The organism is Afipia massiliensis (assembly GCF_001006325.2).
Lineage (GTDB): Bacteria > Pseudomonadota > Alphaproteobacteria > Rhizobiales > Xanthobacteraceae > Afipia > Afipia massiliensis_A.
Map to the genome: position 1 here is coordinate 4,257,168 of NZ_LBIA02000001.1, position 19,248 is coordinate 4,276,415.

The 19,248-nt window shown below is 60.6% G+C and carries 19 protein-coding genes; 5 read left to right on the forward strand and 14 right to left on the reverse strand.

Annotated elements, in window-relative coordinates; all coding sequences use genetic code 11:
• Positions 1-38: 38 nt before the first annotated feature.
• The 3 genes from YH63_RS20465 to YH63_RS20475 all read right to left on the reverse strand — a co-directional run bounded on the left by YH63_RS20465 (position 39) and on the right by YH63_RS20475 (position 3,676).
• Positions 39-1,127, reverse strand: coding sequence for a TRAP transporter substrate-binding protein (locus YH63_RS20465; RefSeq protein WP_046830120.1), 1,089 nt, complete (start codon positions 1,125-1,127; stop codon positions 39-41).
• Positions 1,128-1,298: 171 nt separating this feature from the next.
• Entirely contained in the window at positions 1,299-2,387 is a 1,089-nt protein-coding gene (locus YH63_RS20470; RefSeq protein WP_046830121.1) for a TRAP transporter substrate-binding protein, read from the reverse strand.
• A 161-nt stretch (positions 2,388-2,548) separates the two neighbouring features.
• Positions 2,549-3,676, reverse strand: coding sequence for an Mrp/NBP35 family ATP-binding protein (locus tag YH63_RS20475; protein ID WP_046830122.1), 1,128 nt, complete (start codon positions 3,674-3,676; stop codon positions 2,549-2,551).
• A 123-nt stretch (positions 3,677-3,799) separates the two neighbouring features.
• Between YH63_RS20475 and YH63_RS20480 the strand changes: the two genes are divergently transcribed.
• The 4 genes from YH63_RS20480 (at position 3,800) to YH63_RS20495 (ending at position 7,332) form a co-directional block, all read left to right on the forward strand.
• Positions 3,800-4,717 carry an NAD(P)-dependent oxidoreductase gene (locus tag YH63_RS20480; RefSeq protein WP_170978758.1) on the forward strand — a complete coding sequence of 306 codons (918 nt, stop codon included), beginning with the start codon at positions 3,800-3,802 and terminating at the stop codon, positions 4,715-4,717.
• A 215-nt stretch (positions 4,718-4,932) separates the two neighbouring features.
• The gene (locus YH63_RS20485; protein WP_046830124.1) at positions 4,933-6,528 is read left to right on the forward strand and encodes a sensor histidine kinase; all 1,596 of its coding nucleotides are present in this window, start codon (positions 4,933-4,935) and stop codon (positions 6,526-6,528) included.
• A gap of 41 nt (positions 6,529-6,569) precedes the next feature.
• Positions 6,570-6,800, forward strand: coding sequence for a DUF1289 domain-containing protein (locus tag YH63_RS20490; RefSeq protein ID WP_046830125.1), 231 nt, complete (start codon positions 6,570-6,572; stop codon positions 6,798-6,800).
• A 103-nt stretch (positions 6,801-6,903) separates the two neighbouring features.
• Positions 6,904-7,332 (forward strand): TIGR02281 family clan AA aspartic protease, encoded by a 429-nt coding sequence (locus YH63_RS20495; RefSeq protein WP_433995124.1) that lies wholly within the window; start codon positions 6,904-6,906, stop codon positions 7,330-7,332.
• 17 nt (positions 7,333-7,349) lie between these two features.
• On the opposite strand, the gene dusA is transcribed toward YH63_RS20495, so the two are convergent.
• From dusA to YH63_RS20540, 9 genes are all read right to left on the reverse strand, one after another.
• Entirely contained in the window at positions 7,350-8,345 is a 996-nt protein-coding gene (gene dusA / locus YH63_RS20500) for a tRNA dihydrouridine(20/20a) synthase DusA (RefSeq protein ID WP_283809713.1), read from the reverse strand.
• A gap of 170 nt (positions 8,346-8,515) precedes the next feature.
• Positions 8,516-10,126 carry a benzoylformate decarboxylase gene (gene mdlC, locus YH63_RS20505; RefSeq protein ID WP_046830330.1) on the reverse strand — a complete coding sequence of 537 codons (1,611 nt, stop codon included), beginning with the start codon at positions 10,124-10,126 and terminating at the stop codon, positions 8,516-8,518.
• A 30-nt stretch (positions 10,127-10,156) separates the two neighbouring features.
• A complete protein-coding gene (locus YH63_RS20510; RefSeq protein ID WP_170978722.1) occupies positions 10,157-11,299 on the reverse strand; it encodes a Bug family tripartite tricarboxylate transporter substrate binding protein in 1,143 nt (380 codons plus the stop codon).
• On the reverse strand, positions 11,268-12,719 hold the full coding sequence (locus YH63_RS20515; protein ID WP_046830129.1) for an aldehyde dehydrogenase: 1,452 nt from the start codon (positions 12,717-12,719) through the stop codon (positions 11,268-11,270). Before YH63_RS20515 ends, YH63_RS20510 begins: the two co-directional genes overlap by 32 nt.
• 37 nt (positions 12,720-12,756) lie before the next feature.
• Positions 12,757-13,482 (reverse strand): ABC transporter ATP-binding protein, encoded by a 726-nt coding sequence (locus YH63_RS20520; RefSeq protein WP_046830130.1) that lies wholly within the window; start codon positions 13,480-13,482, stop codon positions 12,757-12,759.
• The gene (locus YH63_RS20525; protein ID WP_046830131.1) at positions 13,475-14,221 is read right to left on the reverse strand and encodes an ABC transporter ATP-binding protein; all 747 of its coding nucleotides are present in this window, start codon (positions 14,219-14,221) and stop codon (positions 13,475-13,477) included. Before YH63_RS20525 ends, YH63_RS20520 begins: the two co-directional genes overlap by 8 nt.
• Positions 14,221-15,165, reverse strand: a complete 945-nt coding sequence (locus YH63_RS20530; protein WP_046830132.1) for a branched-chain amino acid ABC transporter permease — start codon at positions 15,163-15,165, stop codon at positions 14,221-14,223. The genes YH63_RS20525 and YH63_RS20530 overlap by 1 nt, the downstream gene beginning before the upstream one ends.
• On the reverse strand, positions 15,162-16,031 hold the full coding sequence (locus YH63_RS20535; protein ID WP_246658092.1) for a branched-chain amino acid ABC transporter permease: 870 nt from the start codon (positions 16,029-16,031) through the stop codon (positions 15,162-15,164). The genes YH63_RS20530 and YH63_RS20535 overlap by 4 nt, the downstream gene beginning before the upstream one ends.
• A gap of 28 nt (positions 16,032-16,059) precedes the next feature.
• Positions 16,060-17,286: an amino acid ABC transporter substrate-binding protein gene (locus tag YH63_RS20540; protein WP_046830133.1), complete on the reverse strand. Its 1,227-nt coding sequence runs from the start codon at positions 17,284-17,286 to the stop codon at positions 16,060-16,062.
• Between the two features lie 152 nt (positions 17,287-17,438).
• Between YH63_RS20540 and YH63_RS20545 the strand changes: the two genes are divergently transcribed.
• Positions 17,439-18,365, forward strand: coding sequence for a helix-turn-helix domain-containing protein (locus tag YH63_RS20545; protein ID WP_052753924.1), 927 nt, complete (start codon positions 17,439-17,441; stop codon positions 18,363-18,365).
• 90 nt (positions 18,366-18,455) lie between these two features.
• Here the strand turns inward: YH63_RS20545 and YH63_RS20550 are convergent, their stop codons facing one another.
• Together YH63_RS20550 and YH63_RS20555 are read right to left on the reverse strand one after the other, a co-directional pair.
• Entirely contained in the window at positions 18,456-18,878 is a 423-nt protein-coding gene (locus YH63_RS20550; RefSeq protein WP_046830134.1) for a c-type cytochrome, read from the reverse strand.
• A gap of 70 nt (positions 18,879-18,948) precedes the next feature.
• The gene (locus tag YH63_RS20555; RefSeq protein ID WP_046830135.1) at positions 18,949-19,242 is read right to left on the reverse strand and encodes a GYD domain-containing protein; all 294 of its coding nucleotides are present in this window, start codon (positions 19,240-19,242) and stop codon (positions 18,949-18,951) included.
• Positions 19,243-19,248 lie beyond the last annotated feature (6 nt).

Sequence of the window (19,248 nt, forward strand, 5' to 3'; positions counted from 1 at the left end):
TTCTCGCGAAGGCCGGGATTTCGTTATGCGCGAAACGATCAGGTCCGCGTGCGGGACCGGATCTGGAAGCTGTCGAAGCCATACTCCGCGACCTGCCACCACGTGTACTGGTCGTTACGGAACGCGGCCATTGCCTCATAAAGCTTCTTGAAGTTGGCGTTGGTCGCCGAGGTCTCGGCATACACCTCGTTCGCAGCCTTCAGCGACGCATCCATGATCGACGCCGTGAACGGACGCAATTGCGTTCCGCTCGCCACCAGCCGCTTCAGGGCCGGCGGATTGTAGGCGTCGTAGCGTGCCTGCATGGTTTCGTTCGCGAGTGACGACGCCGACTTGAGGATCGACTTGTACCCTGCCGGCAACGATTCCCACTTTGGAAGATTGATGAGATTGTGCAGCGCAGGTCCACCTTCCCACCAGCCCGGATAATAATAGTACTTCGCAACCTTCTGAAACCCGAGCTTTTCGTCATCATACGGACCGACCCACTCGGCCGCATCGATGGTGCCCTTTTCCAGCGACGGATAGATATCGCCGCCTGCGACCTGCTGCGGCACGACGCCGAGCTTGGTCAGAACCCTGCCGGCGAAGCCGCCGATCCGCATTTTCAGACCGCTGAGATCTGACGGCTCCTTAAGTTCCTTTCGGAACCAGCCACCCATCTGGCAGCCAGTATTTCCGGCCAGAAGCGCAACAACATTATGCGGCTTCAGAAACTCGTTGAAAAGTTCGCCGCCGCCACCGACCTGCAACCAGGCGGTCTGCATGCGACTGTTCAGGCCGAACGGCACGGCGGTCCCGATCGCAAAAGTCGGGTCCTTGCCAATGTAGTAGTAGCTGGCCGTATGAGCCATTTCCACGGTGCCGTTCGACGCAGCGTCGAGAGCCTGCAGGCCGGGGACGATTTCGCCTGCGGCGAAGACCTGAATCTGGAACTTGTTGTCGGTGGCTTCTGCGACAGCTTTCGAAAACACCTCGGCCGCGCCGTAAATGGTGTCGAGAGACTTCGGGAAGCTGGACGTCATGCGCCATTTGATTTCAGGCGACGACTGGGCGATGGCAGGTGAAGCGATCACGGCACCGGCTGCGCCGATACCCGCGACTTTGATAAATTCACGACGTTTCATGAATAACTCCCTGGATGTGATTTTCCGTGTCCGCCTTTCTTTCCGAGGCTTTGATCTCAGCATGGAACAAGCGCTTCCGAATATCCATGCCGATTTCCTTGACCGCACTGCAAAAGAAAGCCCGGCCTCCTTGCGGAGACCGGGCTTGCCGTAGGGTAGATAAAGCCGGGATCAGCCGCGGGTGCGCGACCGGATCATGAAGCTGTCGTTGGTGTACTCTGCAACCTGCCACCACAGGTACTGATCTGAACGGTAGGCCTGCATCGCATCGATCACCTTCTTGAAGTCGGCGTTCTTCGCTGAGATCTCAGCCCACAACTCGTTGGTTGCCTTCAAGCATGCGTCGAGCACTTCGTTCGTGAACGGGCGCAGTTGGGTGCCGCTAGCCACCAGACGCTTCAGCGCGCCCGGATTCTGCATGTCGTAACGCGCAGGCATCCAGCTGTTAACGTGTGCCGCCGCGTTGGTCAGGATCGCCTGATAGTTCTTCGGCAGCGCGTTGAACTTCTCGAGATTGGTGTAGGCGTGAACCGTCGGCCCGCCTTCCCAGAAACCCGGATAGTAGTAATATTTCGCGACTTTGTTGAAGCCGAGCTTTTCATCGTCATACGGACCGACCCACTCGGCAGCGTCGATGGTGCCCTTTTCCAGTGACGGATAGATGTCGCCGCCAGCAAGCTGCTGAGGAACGACGCCGACCTTGGCCAGGACCTGACCTGCGATGCCGCCGATGCGCATCTTCAAGCCCTGAAGATCAGCGACCGTCTTGATCTCCTTACGGAACCAGCCGCCCATCTGCGTACCGGTGTTGCCGCAAGGCATGCCGATCACGCCGTACTTCTTGTAGAACTCGTTGGCCAGCTGGTTGCCGCCGCCCTGATCGAGCCACGAATTCTGCATGCGGGTGTTCAAGCCGAACGGCACCGATGCGAAGATCGCGAAGGTGGGATCCTTACCGACATAGTAGTAGGAAACCGTGTGGCTCATTTCGACCGTGCCATTGGAGGTCGCGTCAAGAGCCTGCAAACCCGGCACCAGTTCGCCCGCGGCAAACACTTGAATCTGGAACTTGTTGTCGGTCATCTCGGCGACATACTTCGAGAGCTGCTCGGCGCCGCCGTAAATCGTATCGAGCGACTTCGGGAAGCTGGACGCCAGGCGCCACTTAACCTCGGGCGAGGACTGGGCAATAGCCGGCGAGGCAACCGCAGTTGCTGCTGCTCCGGCCGCAGTTACTTTCAAAAAATCACGACGCTTCATTGGCATCTCCTTTTTGGGGGCGTTTCTTTTTGAAATCCCTCTGGGGCGGTCTCTAGCACGGAAGTTGACCGGCGGAAAATGCAGTAGCACTGCTTCCTGCGGGCATTAAACCAAAGTCGAATAAGGCCTCAAACCACCATAAAACGAGGCATCTGAGATCATCAGACCGCCGCTGCCGCGCCCACAACCTGCCTTTTGATTTCCGCGCCGATGGAGCGGTAAATCGCTGCGTGAACGCCGTCCGGCTCGCTGTTGACCACCGGTGTGCCGGCATCCGAAGACGTCCGGATCGCCATATGTAGCGGGACTTCGCCCAGAAACGGCACCTTGAGCCGTTCAGCCTCGTGCCGTGCTCCGCCATGTCCAAAAATATCGGAGCGCGTGCCGCATTCGGGGCATTGAAAATAACTCATGTTCTCGATGATCCCGAGGGTGGGCACGTTGACCTTGTCAAACATGGCGATCCCCCGCCGTGCGTCGATCAACGCCAGATCCTGCGGCGTAGAAACAATCACCACGCCCCGGAGTGGCACCTGCTGGGCAAGCGTCAGTTGCGCGTCCCCTGTTCCCGGCGGCATGTCCACCACAAGGACGTCCAGTTCGCCCCAAGCGACATCCCACAGCATCTGCCGGATCGCGGACATGACCATCGGTCCGCGCCAGACCATCGCGGTCTCTTCCTCGACCAGAAAACCGATCGACATCAGCGGCAGCCCGAAGCGCACAATCGGGACCATTTTCTTGGCGTCATTAAGCGTCGGCTTTTCGTGCACCCCGGTCAGGCGCGGCACTGACGGACCGTAAATATCGGCATCGAGAAGGCCGACGCGCAGGCCGAGGTCGCGCAGCGCCAGGGCAAGATTGAGCGCCGTGGTAGATTTGCCGACCCCACCTTTGCCCGACGCCACTGCGATGATGGAGCTGATGCCCGGAATGGAAGCTTGTTTCCCCATCGGAGAATCCGCCGGTGCGCCGTGGGGCCTGTGCTGCGCCACAGGCTTTACACCGTGCGAATGCTGGTGTGGAGCCGCGGCAGCGCCGGGTTTGCGCTCAGCAGTCAACGCGACCATTGCGGTGGTCACCCCCGGAATAGCGCGGACCGCCGCCTCGGCTCTGGCGCGAACCTCTTCCCACGCCCTAGCCTCATTGGCATCGACGTTGATTGAAAAGAAAACCTTGCCGTCAGCGGCAATGATTTCAGAGAGCACCTTTGCTTCGGTCAGCGATACGCCGCGCGGCGAAGCCACGGTCCGAAGGGCCGCAAGAACCTGAGCTGTATCGACTGCCACAACCAACCTCCCGGCATACGGCCCCGGTGTGCCGCCGCCTCGCGGGCCTTCATACGCGCGTCACCTGCGCCGTCAACGGCCTTGCAAGGCTGTCCATCATTCGCATAGCTGTTGCCATCCCACCTGCCGGGAAACCCGGCCGAAACACACCAACAATCCAAAGAGCAAGATATGGCAAAAGTCGCATTTCTCGGTCTCGGCGTCATGGGATTCCCCATGGCGGGACATCTGGCCACCAAGGGTGGTCACGAGGTGACCGTCTACAATCGTACCGCCTCAAAATCGAAGGCATGGGCCGAGAAATTCGGCGGGCGCGCCGCAGCAACGCCCAAGGCCGCCGCGGAAGGTCAGGACTTCGTGATCGCCTGCGTCGGCAATGACGACGACCTGCGCGCCGTCACTATCGGGGCAGACGGAGCGTTTTCGGGCATGACGTCGGGCGCCATTTTCGTCGATCACACCACCGCTTCTGCAGAGGTTGCCCGGCAGCTTGATGCAGCCGCAACGAAGAGCGGATTTCAGTTCATCGATGCGCCGGTTTCAGGTGGCCAAGCGGGCGCTGAAAATGGCGTGCTGACGGTGATGTGCGGCGGCAACGAAGCGGCTTACAAGCAAGCCGAGCCCGTGATCGCCTCCTACGCCCGCATGTGCAAATTGCTTGGCCCCGCCGGCTCCGGCCAGCTCACCAAGATGGTGAACCAGATTTGCATCGCCGGGCTCGTCGAAGGCCTGTCGGAGGGCATTCATTTCGCCAAGAAAGCCGGGCTCGATGTTCAGGCTGTGATCGACACCATCTCGAAGGGGGCCGCACAGTCCTGGCAGATGGAGAATCGCTACAAAACCATGAACGAGGACAAGTTCGATTTCGGATTTGCCGTCGAATGGATGCGGAAGGACCTCTCAATCTGTCTCGCGGAGGCTCGCCGCAACGGCGCAAGCCTGCCGGTGACCGCGCTCGTCGACAATTTTTATTCTGAAGTCGAGAAGATGGGCGGCAAGCGCTGGGACACATCGAGCCTTTTGGCGCGACTCCAGCGATAAGATCGGTCGCGAACGACCGAGATTTGAGGCGGTACGGTATCCCGTGCCGCCTTTCTCGTTTGCGCGATTAGGCGGCATCGAAATTCATACTTTCTTAACCCGAATAAATTGACCTTTAAGCCACCTCTTAATGATTTAGCGCCAGAAATAGCGGGCAGGAGTATGCGCGCGGCCAAGCGCATCATTCGCATTTGTCCAGGATTTGTCGCGTAAATATGAGTGAGCCCGCCGACAGGAAAGAACTCTCCGCAACATCGGCGGAAATGCCGGCGCGGAGCCGCCGGGCAGCCTCGCAACGCGTGCGCGAGGCGCGCGATCGTCTGACATCGACCAGCGGAACCCGGCCGGCTTTCGATCATGAATTGCTGCGGCAGTATGCGCAAACACGCATCTCGGCCTCGCTTGTCGTCATTCTTCTTGTTGTCTCGACCGGCATCCTGGCGAGCTTCTGGATTCCTCCCGTCGCTGCGCTGGTCTGGACTGCCGGTATTCTCGCAATCCACGGCGTCGTCATCCGGTTCTGTTCGAAGTTTCTTACCGCTACGTCCTCATCGCCGGCCATCACACGCAAATGGCGCCTACGGTTTGTGGGACTGGATCTGCTTTATGGATTGGCATGGACACTGGTCCTGATCCATCCGTCAGGTATCGACGTCGTCTCGAATACGCTGATGCTGTTCGTGATGCTGCTGGTCATTGCGGTGTCGAGCATGCTGGCCGCGAGCCTGCCGATCGCAGCTTTTGCCGCGACCGTCCCGGTTTCGGCGGCCATCGCCATGAACTTCGTTCTTCGCGGCACTTTCGACGATTATATTCTTGCAGCGCTCGCCGTAACAGCGGAGGGTTACTTCGCCCTGCTCGCTCATCGCTTGCATTCGACAACACTTGCGACACTCGAGGCGCGCGCCGAAAAGGATGCGCTGATCGGTGAACTCGAACAGGCCAAGGCAATCTCGGACGAAGCGCGCCATCGCGCCGAATCCGCCAACGTCTCGAAGTCGCGCTTTCTCGCCCAGATGAGCCACGAGTTGCGCACACCGCTGAACGCCATTCTCGGATTTTCCGAGGTGATGAAGAGCGAAATCTTCGGACCGCATGCCGTCGAGGTCTACAAGGACTACTCTGCTGACATTCATAACTCCGGCGTCCATCTGCTGAACCTCATCAATGAGATTCTCGATCTGTCGCGCATCGAGGCCGGACGTTACGAACTCAACGAAGAACCCGTAGCACTGGTTCATGTCGTCGCGGATTGCCACCACCTGCTGAAGCTTCGTGCATCCAGCCGCGGCATCACCATTCACGAAGTGTTCGAACAGAACATGCCGAAGCTGTGGGGCGATGAGCGCGCCACGCGACAGGTCGTCCTCAACCTGCTGTCCAACTCGATCAAATTCACGCCGCCCGGCGGCGAAATCTGGCTCAAGGTCGGCTGGACGGCATCGGGCGGACAATATCTCAGCGTCAAGGACACCGGCTCCGGCATCGCCGAGGACGAGATCCCGGTCGTGCTGGCATCGTTCGGCCAGGGATCGAACTCGATCAAATCCGCCGAGCAAGGCGCCGGCCTCGGCCTTCCGATCGCCAAAAGCCTCATCGACATGCACGGCGGCACATTTACGCTCAAATCGACCTTGCGTGTCGGAACCGAGGTGATTGTCACTTATCCGCCGGAGCGCGTGATGACGGCCCTCGCGCCGATGCGAGACGATTCCCCGCCGCTGCAGCCCGACCGACCGCCGGAAGGAATGACCGGAGACAAAAGCCGCCCCCGTTACAAACCGATCATGAATGCTGGAACTGGCTTGTAAGGACCTTGCGCGAGCGATGAAAATGGCCATCAGTAACGTCCATGAACCAGGAAGCCACCTCGAAACAAGAGACGCCTTGCATCGCCGTGTGCTTCATCGATCCCAAGGCCAAGCTTTGTCTGGGCTGCGGACGTACCCTGCCCGAGATCGCGAGCTGGCACAAAATGGACAACGCCGAACGACGCGCCGTGATGGCCACGCTGCATCAGCGCATGCTGGACGCCGGATTGCCGATTCTGGCGTCACCATCCGGACGACAGGTTGGCTCCTGATCGTCACAGGTGCCGCATGATGCGCGGACTGACGATCATTGCCGTCGTGGTATCTGCTGTCGGCTTTCTGCTCTCGATGTCCCATCCCGTCGCATTCGCCAGCATGAAAGGCGCGCTGATCCGCGCTACGGACCAGACCTTGAATACGAGGCCGACTCGCTCCGTCGAGATCGCACGCGGCGATAGCGGTGAATTTACGCTGCGGGCAAAGATTAACGGCGTGAGCACGCCGATGGTGATCGACACCGGTGCAACCTCCGTCGTTCTGACCTATGAGACCGCGAAGGCCGCCGGTCTGCCGCTGGAGTTGCTCGACTACAGCGTGGACGTCGAAACCGCAGGAGGCCGCGTTCGCGCCGCACGGTTGACGCTCGACCGTCTCTCTGTGGGCAAACTGGTCGAGCGTTCGGTGCCTGCGCTGGTGGTGCCGCGCGGCCAGATGAAATCAAACCTGCTCGGCATGAGCTTTCTCAACCGGCTGGAAAGCTGGGAAGTCCGCCCCGACAAGCTGATGCTGCGCGGATATCCGTAAATTCTGTCCGGATCTAGCTACGCAGCGATCGACGCATCGGTGCGTTGTCCAACAATGCGAAGCGCCTCGCGCAACGAATCCGTTCCTGCGCCTGGCTTCGTGCAGACCTCCGCAAGATAGCGGCGAAACCCGCGCGCGCCCGGCACGCCATGAAACGCGCCGACAAGGTGGCGGGTGATGGAATGCAACCGCGTACCGAGCGACAGCTGACGTTCGATATAGGGCATCAACGCCTCGATGGCGTCGTGCATTGTCGCGTGCGGAGCTGACTCACCAAACAGTTCCGGATCGACGCTGAGCAATCGCCAAGGCTCATGATAGGCTGCGCGTCCCAGCATCGCGCCGTCCACATGCGTAAGATGCTGCTTCGCGTCCGCGATGGTGGCGATGCCGCCGTTGATGACGACCGGCACATCGGACAACGCCGCCTTCAGGCGGTAGACCCGATCGTAATCGAGCGGCGGGATGTCGCGATTTTCCTTCGGTGACAATCCGTTGAGCCACGCCTTGCGCGCGTGAACGACCAGCGCATCCGAACCTGCGGCGATTACGGCACGGCTCAGCACGTCGAGCGCAACCTCGGGATCCTGATCGTCGATTCCGATGCGGCATTTCACCGTGACGGGAATTTTCACGGCCTGCTTCATCGCCGCGACACATTCCGCAACCAGTTGCGGCTCCGCCATCAGGCACGCGCCGAAACGGCCATCCTTTACCCGGTCGGACGGGCAGCCGACATTGAGATTGATCTCATCATACCCGAAGCCTTCGCCGATCCGTGCGCTTTCGGCGAGATCACGTGGGTTGGAACCGCCAAGCTGAAGCGCGACAGGATGCTCGCTGGCATCGAAACTCAGCAGCCGCTCGCGATTGCCGTGAATGACCGCGCCCGTGGTCACCATCTCGGTATAGAGCCGGGCACGGCGTGACAGCATGCGGTGGAATACTCGGCAATGAGTATCCGACCAGTCCATCATGGGCGCAACGCTAAATTTACATCTGTTATCAGTCACTTAGCGACCCTTATCGGTCCAGCCTTGGGAAGACACGGCATGTATGTACACTGATTTCATTGGGTTTTCTGTAGCGGTTAGATTTTTTAACCAGTTCTAGCGGGGTGAGTGCTCTGTGATCGCTGCCACCGAGTCCGCCAGTGCGGCGCAGCGGGAAAACTCAACAAGCCCTAGTACAGGGTGGCAACTGCGCGATCGACGGGCACATCAATGAGAACGGGCCCGTTCACCCGCCAAGCTTCGATCAGCGCGGCTTCAAGCGACGCGGCGTCACGGACTCGGGAGGCGGCGCAGCCGAACCCGGCCGCGATCTGCACGGAATCGATGCCAGGAAGATCAATGCCCGGCGGGCCTTCGACATTCAAGGCCCGGCTGAACGAACGCATGGCACCATAGCCGCCGTTGTTGGCGACGACGATCGAAATCGGCAGGCGATGCTGTGCTGCCGTCCAAAGGGCTTGGATGGAATACATCAGGGAGCCATCCCCCATGATACAAATGACGCGCTGTTCCGGCTTCGCCAGCGCGACGCCGACGGCGGCGGGCAGCCCATAGCCAAGCCCGCCGCTCGCCATCGTGTAGAACTGGCCAAAGCCGCGGATCGGCAGATGCTCGTGCATTGCGGGCCGATGCGATGGCGCCTCTTCCACAATGATGGCGCCAGCCGGCATCGTCGCAGAGATCATATGCATCAAATACTCGGCAGGGATGGGATCGCGCGCCAGCGGTATCTCGCGCAAGGGGCGTTGCGATGGCGCGACGCGGTTGCGCGCGGGCAAGAGCGCCATGATTGCGGGCAGCGCGAGACGCAAACTGCCGACGATGCCCGTCCCGATCGGCGCGGCTGCGGCCGCCTCGCCATCTGTCGTGATTTGGAAGAGCGGCGTATCGCTCCTGAACAGCGCGCAATCGCCGGCGACATGAAAGGTGAAGACAGGCGCTCCCAGCACGACAACGAGATCATGAGGAGATAGCGCCGCCGATACCGCTCCCGGTGCGGCAGGCAAGAAACCGGCAAAAAGCGGATGCTCTTCCGGAAAGCCGACGTTGCTCGAAAAGGGGCTGACCCAGACCGGGGCGCAGAGACGTTCGGCCAACGCGACGGCCGCCTCGCCCGCGCCTTCGGAATCGACTTCCGGTCCGATCACCAGCACCGGACGTTCCGATCTCCCCAGCGCGCGCGCCAGCGCTGCAAGCAGATCAGGATCAGGCGCCGTGTCGCGGCTGACAATGCGCGCGGCGGTGGGATAGGTCTCGGCGCTCCAGTCATCCATCGGGATGGAAACAAAAGTCGGCCCGCAAGGCCTTTGCATGGCGATATGATAGGCATGCGCCAAGGCCGTCGGCACGTCCTCGGCGCGCGCCGGTTCGCAACTCCATTTGACGTAGGGCTGAGGAAAGTTCGCCGCTTCCGTGGCGCCGAGGAATGGCTGCATCGGCAGGAGGCTGCGAGCTTGCTGCCCGGCAGAAATCACCAGGGGCGCTTGATTGCGGAACGCCGTGAAGACGCTTCCGAGCGCATGACCGATGCCGCCAGCGGAGTGCAGATTGCAGAAGGCGGCGCGGCCGGTGGCGCGCGCATAGCCATCCGCCATCGCCACGACCGACGCTTCCTGCAAACCGAGAATGTAACGGAAATCACGCGGCCAGTTGTTCAGGAACGGCAACTCGGTGGAACCGGGGTTGCCGAACACTGTCGTCATATCGAGCCGGCGCAGTAAATCGATTGTCGCTTCGCGAACGGTTATCTTGTCGGTTGCCGCCGGCGTTCTTGTCGTCATCATGCTACTCCACGCGAGTCCATGGGCCGTTCAATTGTCCTGCGCCTTGATACCGGCTTCGCGGATGACCGCGCCCCAACGATCCATCTCGGCGCGTACATGGTTCGCGAGCGCATCCGGGGTCGAACCGGCGACGCGAGCGCCAAGGTCCTCCAGCCGGGCCTTCACCGCGTCGTGCTGCAGAGCCGCCCGCACATCCTCCGATACTTTCTCGACGATATCGCGCGGCGTCTTCGCCGGGTAGAATAGCGCAAACCAAGAGCCGACATCGAAGCCAGGCACGGTATCGGCGATCGGCGGCACCTCGGCCAGGGCCGGAATGCGCTCGCGCGTCGAAACGCCGATCGCGCGGATCGTGCCCCCGCGAATCTGGCTCATGGATACGGTCGCTGTATCGAACATGACGTCGATACGCCCTCCCACCAGATCGTTCATCGCGGGCGCCGCGCCACGATACGGCACATGCTTCATATCGATGCCGGCGGAGCGTTTGAACAACTCGCCGATCAGATGCAACGATGAGCCGATGCCGGCGGAGCCGAAATTCAATGTCCCCGGCTTCGCCTTTGCCATTGCGATAAAGTCGGTCACGCTTCGCGCCGGCGAGGAGGTTGGGACGACCATCACATTGGGAATGACCGCCACCAGTGATACCGGCGCGAAGTCGGCGATCGGGTCAAAGGGCAGCTTTTCGAAAAGGAAGCGGTTCACCGCAATCGCACTCGATGTGATCAGGAGATGATGTCCGTCCGCATCGGCGCGCGCCACTTCGGTCGTCCCGATATTGGCGCCTGCGCCGGGCTTGTTCTCGATATATACCTGCTGGCCCCACATCGCGCTCAGGCGCTCGGCGAGTACGCGCGCGATGATGTCGTTGGCGCCGCCGGCAGCAAAAGGAACGACAAGGCGAACGCTCTTCGTCGGGCGCCAGTTCGACGCGCGTGCGGGGCGCCGATCGATCAGCGGCAAGAATACTGCGGCGCCGGCCAGCGGTATCACCTGGCGACGCGTCACGCCTAACGCCCCTGATCGCTTGATTGAACCGCACGAAGGGTTCAGAGAGCCTTGCTTGCGCGTCATTGTGCTCCTCCTCCATTTGCTAGTTTTGGTTGTCTGTTCTTCGGAACCTTCCCTGACTATTTCAAATTGGATAGTGCTGCGGGCCGGTTTCAATGGTGATCCATCGCAGTTCAGTAAATTCGGCGATACCCGCCTTGCCTCCGAAGCGCCCATAGCCTGACGCTTTGACGCCACCGAACGGCATCTGCGCTTCATCGTGCACCGTCGGCCCGTTGACATGACAGATGCCGGACTCGATCCGCTTTGCGACATCGAACGCGCGCGCAATGTCGCGACCAAAGACCGCGGCCGACAATCCGTATTCGGTGTCATTCGCAACCCGCACAGCTTCGTCTACGCCATTGACCCGGACGACCGTTACGATAGGTCCAAATGACTCCTCGCCGTAAATCCGCATCGTCGAGGTGACATGATCGATCACCGTCGCTGACATCAGCGTGCCATCGACCTTCCCGCCCGCAACAACCCGCGCGCCTTTTCCGACCGCGTCCTTGATCAAGCCCTGAATCCGGCTTGCAGCTTCAATGCCGATCAGCGATCCGAGCGGCATGTTTCCCGTGCGTGGATCGCCCGCCACGAGCGTCCCTGCCTTGGCAGCGAGCTTTGCGACAAACGCGTCAGCGACCTTCGTATCGATGACAATTCGTTCGGTCGACATGCAGATCTGCCCCTGATTCATGAATGCACCGAATGCGGCGGCAGCGACCGCGGCGTCGATGTCAGCATCGTCCAGCACAAGAAGCGGCGCCTTGCCGCCAAGCTCGAGCAGGACAGGCTTCAGATATTTCGCGGCGGTCTGGGCGATAATGTGCCCCACCCGGGTCGAACCGGTGAAGTTGATCCGTCGCACCGATGGATGAGAGATCAGCGCATCAATAAGAGCGGGCGCATCTTCCGGCGCATTCGTGATGACATTCAGAACACCCGGCGGCAGGCCTGCCTCGCGCAAACATTCGGCAATGAGCCGGTGCGTGCCGGGGCAGATCTCCGACGCTTTGAGGACGACGGTATTTCCACAGGCCAGGGGCAACGCCACCGCGCGCACGCCGAGGATGACCGGCGCGTTCCAGGGCGCAATGCTGAGCACCACACCGGCAGGTTGGCGGATCGCCATTGCGATACATCCGGGTTTATCGGAGGGGATCACCTCGCCGGAAATCTGCGTCGTCATCGACGCTGCCTCGCGCAACATGCCCGCGGCAAGATTGACATTGAACCCCGCCCAACCAGCGGTCGCGCCAGTTTCCACAGCCATCAACTCGACGAACTGGGGAGCTTTGCTCGTTAGCACGTCTGCCGCCTTCAGCAGGATCGTGCGGCGCTGGCTTGGTCCTGTTGCAGACCATGCAGGAAAGGCGGCAGCGGCGGCATCGGCTGCCCGCCTGACGTCCGCGATCTTCGCCGCGGCAGCGCGCGTGGCCACATCTCCTGTTATCGGATTGAGCCGGTCGAAGGTCACGCCATCAACTGCCTGAACATCCCGGTTCTCGAGCAACAGATTAATCTGATTCATCTGAACTTCCCTCTGTGATTCCTTGAGGCGTTCCGGGTCATGCCGCGCTGCCTGGAAGACCGCCAAGATAAGCGCGCCGCACCGCCGGATCGGACTTCAGCGCCGACGCCGTGCCGCTGCCGACGATTTTTCCGTTCTCGATGAGATAACCGCGATCGGCGAGCGCAAGGCTCTCCTGCGCGTTCTGCTCGACCAGCAGCAGGCCGACACCGGCCTCGCGCACCTGCCTGAGCGAGGCGAACAGTTCACGAACCATCAACGGCGACAGGCCGAGTGAAGGTTCATCAAGCAGCAGAATGTCCGGGTTCGACATCAGCGCGCGGCCGATCGCGACCATTTGCTGCTCGCCGCCGCTCATGGTGCGGACGGTCTGTGTCAGTCGTTCGCCGAGACGTGGGAACAACGACAATACCTGCTTGCGGCGCGCCGCCTCGCCATCGCGCGCTCGCTTTGGATTGGCACCGAGCAGCAGATTTTCGGCGACGGTCAATTCGCCAAAAATACCCCGCCCCTCCGGGACCGATGCGAGGCCTGCTTCAACAATCTCGTGCGCCGGAAGACTGGAGAGATCGCAACCGGAAAGTCTGACGCTCTTGCCGGGAAGGCATGGAGTAATGCCCGCGATAGCCTTCATGAGCGAGGTCTTGCCCGCGCCGTTCGCGCCAAGAATGACGACGATTTCTCCGTCGCCGACGTTCAGCGACGCTTCGGTGAGCGCTCGATGCTGACCATAGGCAACGCTGACATTTGAGACCTCAAGCATCCGCCACCACCCCGAGATAAGCCTCGATGACAACGGGATCAGTCAGGACCAGACCAGGTTCGTCTTCGGCGATCTTGCGGCCGCTGTTCATCACCACGCAGCGATCGCAAAGCGAACGGATCGCGTCCATCACGTGTTCTACGAGCAAGATCGAGAGCCCGTCGTTCTTCAGCGAACGAATCAACTCGATCCCTATCAGCAGTTCCGACGGGTTTAGGCCTGCGAGCCACTCATCAAGCAGTAAAAGTTGCGGCTTCAGTGCCAGTGCACGCGCCAGTTCAAGCCGCTTCTGATCGATGTAGGTGAGTTCCGACGCAGGCCGCTGGCCCTGCCCTCCCAGTCCGACGCGTTCCAGCAATATCGCCGCGGTATCATTCATCTCACCGGACGCAAGCGGCGAGCGATGAAATGTCAGCCCTGCCCGGACGTTTTCGGAACAGGTCATGCCGCCGAGCACGCGGACAAGCTGAAACGTGCGGGCCAGACCGAGACGCGCAATGCGATACGCCGGCAGTCCGGCAATGTCAGTTCCGGCAAAACGGATCGTTCCGGAATCCGGGCGCAGCAGGCCCGACATCAGATTGAGCGCCGTCGTTTTTCCGGATCCGTTCGGACCGAGCAGTCCTACGATCTCGCCGCGGTGCACGGTCAGATCAAGTGCATTCACCGCGACCAGACCGCCGAACGCGCGGGTCAGGGCTGAAACTTCAAGGACAGGCGATTGCGCGGTGGGCTGCATTATGCCTCCGCCTTTTTCGTCAGTCGCCACAGCGGCCGCGCGGCAACGCGGTCCCACAAACCAGCCACTCCGGACGGCAGCGCATACACGATCAGCAGAAAGACGACGCCCATCACGAGCGTTGAAGTGCTTGGAAACCGCGCCGACAAGAACTCGAACAGCAAGGTCAGTGGTACTGCACCGAGGATCGGGCCCCAGAGCCGGTGCGCGCCGCCGAGCAGCGCCATGATCACGACTTGAAAAGAGATCGTCGCGTTGAACGCAATCGACGGCTCGATGTATGTCCAGCGCGGCGACATGATCGCACCAACCAAAGTCATGACCGTGGCGCTAATCGTGAACAACGCAACCTTGGCGATCGTGACATTGATTCCGCAATGCTGCGCGACGGTTTCGTCCTCGCCGATAATGCGAAGGGCGAAGCCGAGCCGCGAACGCGCAATGATCCAGCCGATGGCGAACACCGCAATCGCGAGGACAAGAAGCTGCCAGTAGATATCGTTCTGCGTGATATCCACGAAAACATAGCGTCCAAGCACGCGCGTCTTGTTAACCTCGTACCAGACCACGAGCTGGCGCACGAGTTCCGCAAGTCCAAAGGTGAAAATCACGAAGTGAACGCCGCTGAGCCTCAGCGTCGACAGGCCGACGACCGCCGCCATCAATCCGCCGATCGCAGCCGCAATGCCGAGCACCAGCGGCCAGGCCAGGACTTCGCCCAGCACCGCGACCGTATAGGCGCCAACACCAAAGAAGGCTGCGGTTGCCAGCGAGACGTAGCGCGTGGGGCCGGAGAACATACCCCACGCCGTTGCAAGAACGGTAAATTGGAGAAGGCTCATCGCCAGCGACAAATAGTAGGCATTCACGAAAAATGGGAGAAAGGCCAGCATCACAAGGCCGCTGATGGCCGCCACAGCGAGCGCAATCCGCGACGGGCTCATCGCTGCGCCCTCCCGAACAGACCGGCCGGCTTGATCAGCAGCACCGTAAGAAACAGCGCGAAATTGACCGCGAGGGTCAGACCCGGATCGACATACGTCGCCACAAGGGCTTCGCTGAGACCCAGAAGCAGACCGGCAACAAGGCATCCCAGCAGATTGCCCACGCCTCCCATCACAACGATGATGAGCGCCTTCATCGTAAACACCACGCCCGAACTGGCACTGAACGTCAGGAACATGCTGATCAACACACCGGCGGTGGCCACCAACGCGCCGCCCAACGCAAAGGCAAGCGCCGACGTTTGCGCAACATTGATCGCGACCAGTTGCGCGGCTGCGGGATCGACTGCGACGGCGCGAATGGACGTCCCGATACGAGTGCGCGTCAACGCCAGATAAAGCGCGAGGCCTATGACCACGGCGAGACCGAACGCCATCAGCCGATTGAGCGCGAGGCTCTCGCCGAGCAACTGGACCGGAATCGCAAGAAACGAATAGCTGTAATAAGCGCCTCCGAACATCGCGAGCATGATGCCCTGAACGATGAACATCATTCCGAACGTCGCCAGAATGCTTTCAACCTCAAGCGCATCGCGCGTTCGGGCGCGCCGCACCAGTGGCGTGAGCAGCACACGGTAAAGTGCGTAGCTCACGCCAAAGCTGAGGGGGATGACGAGCGTCAATCCAAGCAACGGACTGAGAGCCCATCCTGTGAACAGCCAATAAGACGCAAAGGCCGCAGCGACGAGAAACTCGCCGTAGGACAGGTTCATAATCCGCGCCACGCCATATTGAAGCGTCAGACCCATGGCGATCAGCGCGTACATACCGCCAAGCATGAGTCCGGTGAGGACCGCGTTCGTCATCTTTGTTCAAACCAACCGGATTGGGCGTTCACTGCGCCTTCCAGGCCGGCTTTGGCACGACAGCGCTACGCGCGCCTTCGTTAGCTGCGGGTCCAACGCCGTAGAACTCGCCGCCCTGCCATTGTCCGACCCACCAGTATTTGGTCGGCATATTGTTCTCGAGTTTGATTTTTCCGATCACCGTGTCGAACGTGCCGGTCTGCAAGTCATTGATGACCGCAGCACGATCGATCTTGCCAACGCGCTCGATGGCCTGTTGCAGCATCTGAAGACTGGCATAGGTCACCGCACTGGCCCAGCGATCCGGCTCGGCCCCATTCGCGGATGCAGCCTTGTGGCGCGCGAGATAGTCCTTGATCGCCGGGCTGTCGCCGCTCCAGCCACCAATGCCCATCACGCCTTCGGCGTTCGCGCCGAACTTCTGCCGGAACAGCGGAAACGCCGTGCCAACGCCAGTGTAGAAGACCTTGGGGTTGAAGCCAGCAATGCGCGACTGCTCGGTAATTCCAAGCGTATCCGGTGGATAGCTGAAGGCGATAAAGACATCGGGATTGAGCCCCTTCGCTTCGTTGACAATAGGTCCGAGATCCTGCGTCCCGATCGGATAAGTCTTGTCGTAAACGAGCTTGAATTTCGCCGCTGTAAGCGCTGGGCGAGCCGCCGCCGAAAGATCGATGCCGAACCCGTCCGCGATGCTTGCCATCGCGACCGTGTCTCCGATCTTGCCTTCGGTTCGCAGCTTGACCAGCAGTTCAACGAGAGTCTTGGAGGCATCCGCGCTGGTGCCGAGCAGCCAGAAACTGTTGGGCCAGCGCTTTGCCAGTTCGGGTGCGCGGTCGGTCACCGCGGTCGCGGCGAGATGCGGATATCCAGCCTTGTTGAGAATAGGCCCCACCGCGAGATTCAGACCCGTGCCCCAAGGCGACAGGATGAAGTCCACCTTGTCCTGGCTGATGAGCCGTTCCAGTGCGCGCGCCGCTTCTTCCGCGCTCGAGCGATCGTCGTACTGCACGATCTCGATAGGTACGCGCTTATCGCCGAGCTTCAGCCCGCCGGCGGCATTCACTTCCTTCACCCACAGGTCGTAGTTCGGAATCGTGCTGACCGCGGCTCCCCCGGCATTTGGGCCGGTTCGCGAGATCGCGTAGCCGATCTTGACCGACGTTTGCGCCTGAGCGGCATCGTTCGCTCCGAAAACGGCAGCGCCGGCAATCGCAAGCACCCCCGCCGCGAGGCGCGTGACTGGTGACACCATGTTCTCCTCCCAGAGATATTCCGTCCGTCGCCTTGATGGCGTTCGACGGGAGAAAGACTAATGGAGCGTTCTCGGCATGGAATTGGACGGTTCCGGGGAAAGATTGTACTATTTCGTCACGTTTATCGGTTTTCAAGCGACGGATTGTCTCAATGCAGCACGGCGCGACGCATCTCACCCCTGGCCCGGCCGGCTTTGCCGAGGCAGCGAGTCCGGCCCTGTATGCGGAGGGTTTCTCCGGCGGACTGGCGCCACGCGACTGGGTTATTCGTCACGACATCGATCGGCGCGCGCATCTGCTTGTGATCGAGACCAGAGGCGGCACTGCCAGGCTCCGCGGGACAGCGATTGCGTTTGAAGCCCCCGCCCTGCTGTGGCTGCCGGGAGGTGTGGACGCCCATCTCCAGGTGCAGGCCGGCACGACCGGCCATCTCGTCGCCATCTCCGAGGATTTCCTGACGCGGATCGTCGCAGGCAGCGCGGAAGCTCTTCACCTGCAACGCACGATCGACCGGTTCGTGATGCTCAGAGAATCGCAAATCGAGGATGCATTCGAAGCCGTCGCAGACTCCTGTGCGACGCTGGTGCGTGAACTCCACGCGCCGGCCCGCGGCAGCATGACCATGGTTTCATCCCATGTTTTGCTGCTTTGCCTGCATCTGTGGCGCTCGGCGACCCTGGAGGAAACCACCGGCGAAGCAGCTCGTCGCGGCGGCGGGCCGCGCCTTGTTGGCAATTTTCTTCAGATGGTCGAACTGCATTATCGCGACGGCTGGCCGATTGCACGATATGCCGCGGCACTCGGCGTTACCGACGACAAACTGCACGCGCATTGCAAGCGCGAAAAAGCGCGCAGCCCGCGTGCCATCATACATGAGCGATTGATTCACGAGGCCTGTACCCGGCTCCATCAACTCGATCTGCCGGTCGAACAGATTGGATACGGTCTCGGCTTTCGCGATCCGGGTTATTTCAGCCGCTTCTTTCGCAAGCATCAGGGCATCTCACCCGGCGCCTACCGGCGTCGGGCCCGAGTTGAGCAGGCGAAACGCGGCCCATTTTATGCGGCATGGCCATAGCGCGCTTGCGACGCTCGTTCGGCCCTCCGAGACAGGGTCCACTGCTGCTCATCCAACGCAAGCCGCATTTGCCGACCAGTCATTTCGCGATCATTGAGCCTTCGTCAGTTTTGCTCCGCCGGAAGCTACCTCTGCTTTCTTTCCGCTGGAATCGAACTGCTTGAGGTAGGCGATGATATCGTCAATCTGCTGTGGATTCTTCAAGCCCGTAAAAATCATCTTGGTCCCGGGTATCTTGGCCTTCGGGTCCTTGATGTATTCGCGGAAGGTTGCTTCATCCCAGGTGATGCCGGAATTCTTGTTCGCAGGTGAATAATTAAACCCTTCAATCGTCCCGGACTTTCGCCCGAACAATCCGTTGAGCAGAGGACCGACCGCATTCTTCGCCGTCTCGCCGACCTGGTGGCACGCCTTGCACTGGGCAAAAACTTTCTCTCCCGCCGCCGCGTCCTGGGCGGAGGCGGAAACGGTCGAGAGGAATCCTGCTGCGATGGCGAAAACAAAAATGCGCATGCGACCACTCCAAGGCTGACAGCCAAAATGGCTGATAAAGTCAGATCTGAACGAGCGTGCTGTTGGCGAGTTAGCCCAGTGACGTGATGATTTCCCGGTAAGCAGCCTCAGGGAACGCCTTCAACGTGCGCGTTCGGATGTTACCCATCATTCCAAGCTGCAGGTTGAAACGCGCGGCGACTGCATCGTCCGGGGCTTCATAAATCGCGACGATGTCGTAGTCGCCCATGGTCAGGAAAAACAGTTTAAACTCGCCGTCCATATCCTTGAGGGCTTTCTTCGCCGCGTCCAAACGACGTGGCGACTCCTTCACGCTTTGAATGCCTTTGTCGGTCCAGTTTGCAAGCATGACATAGGTGGTCATGGCAGT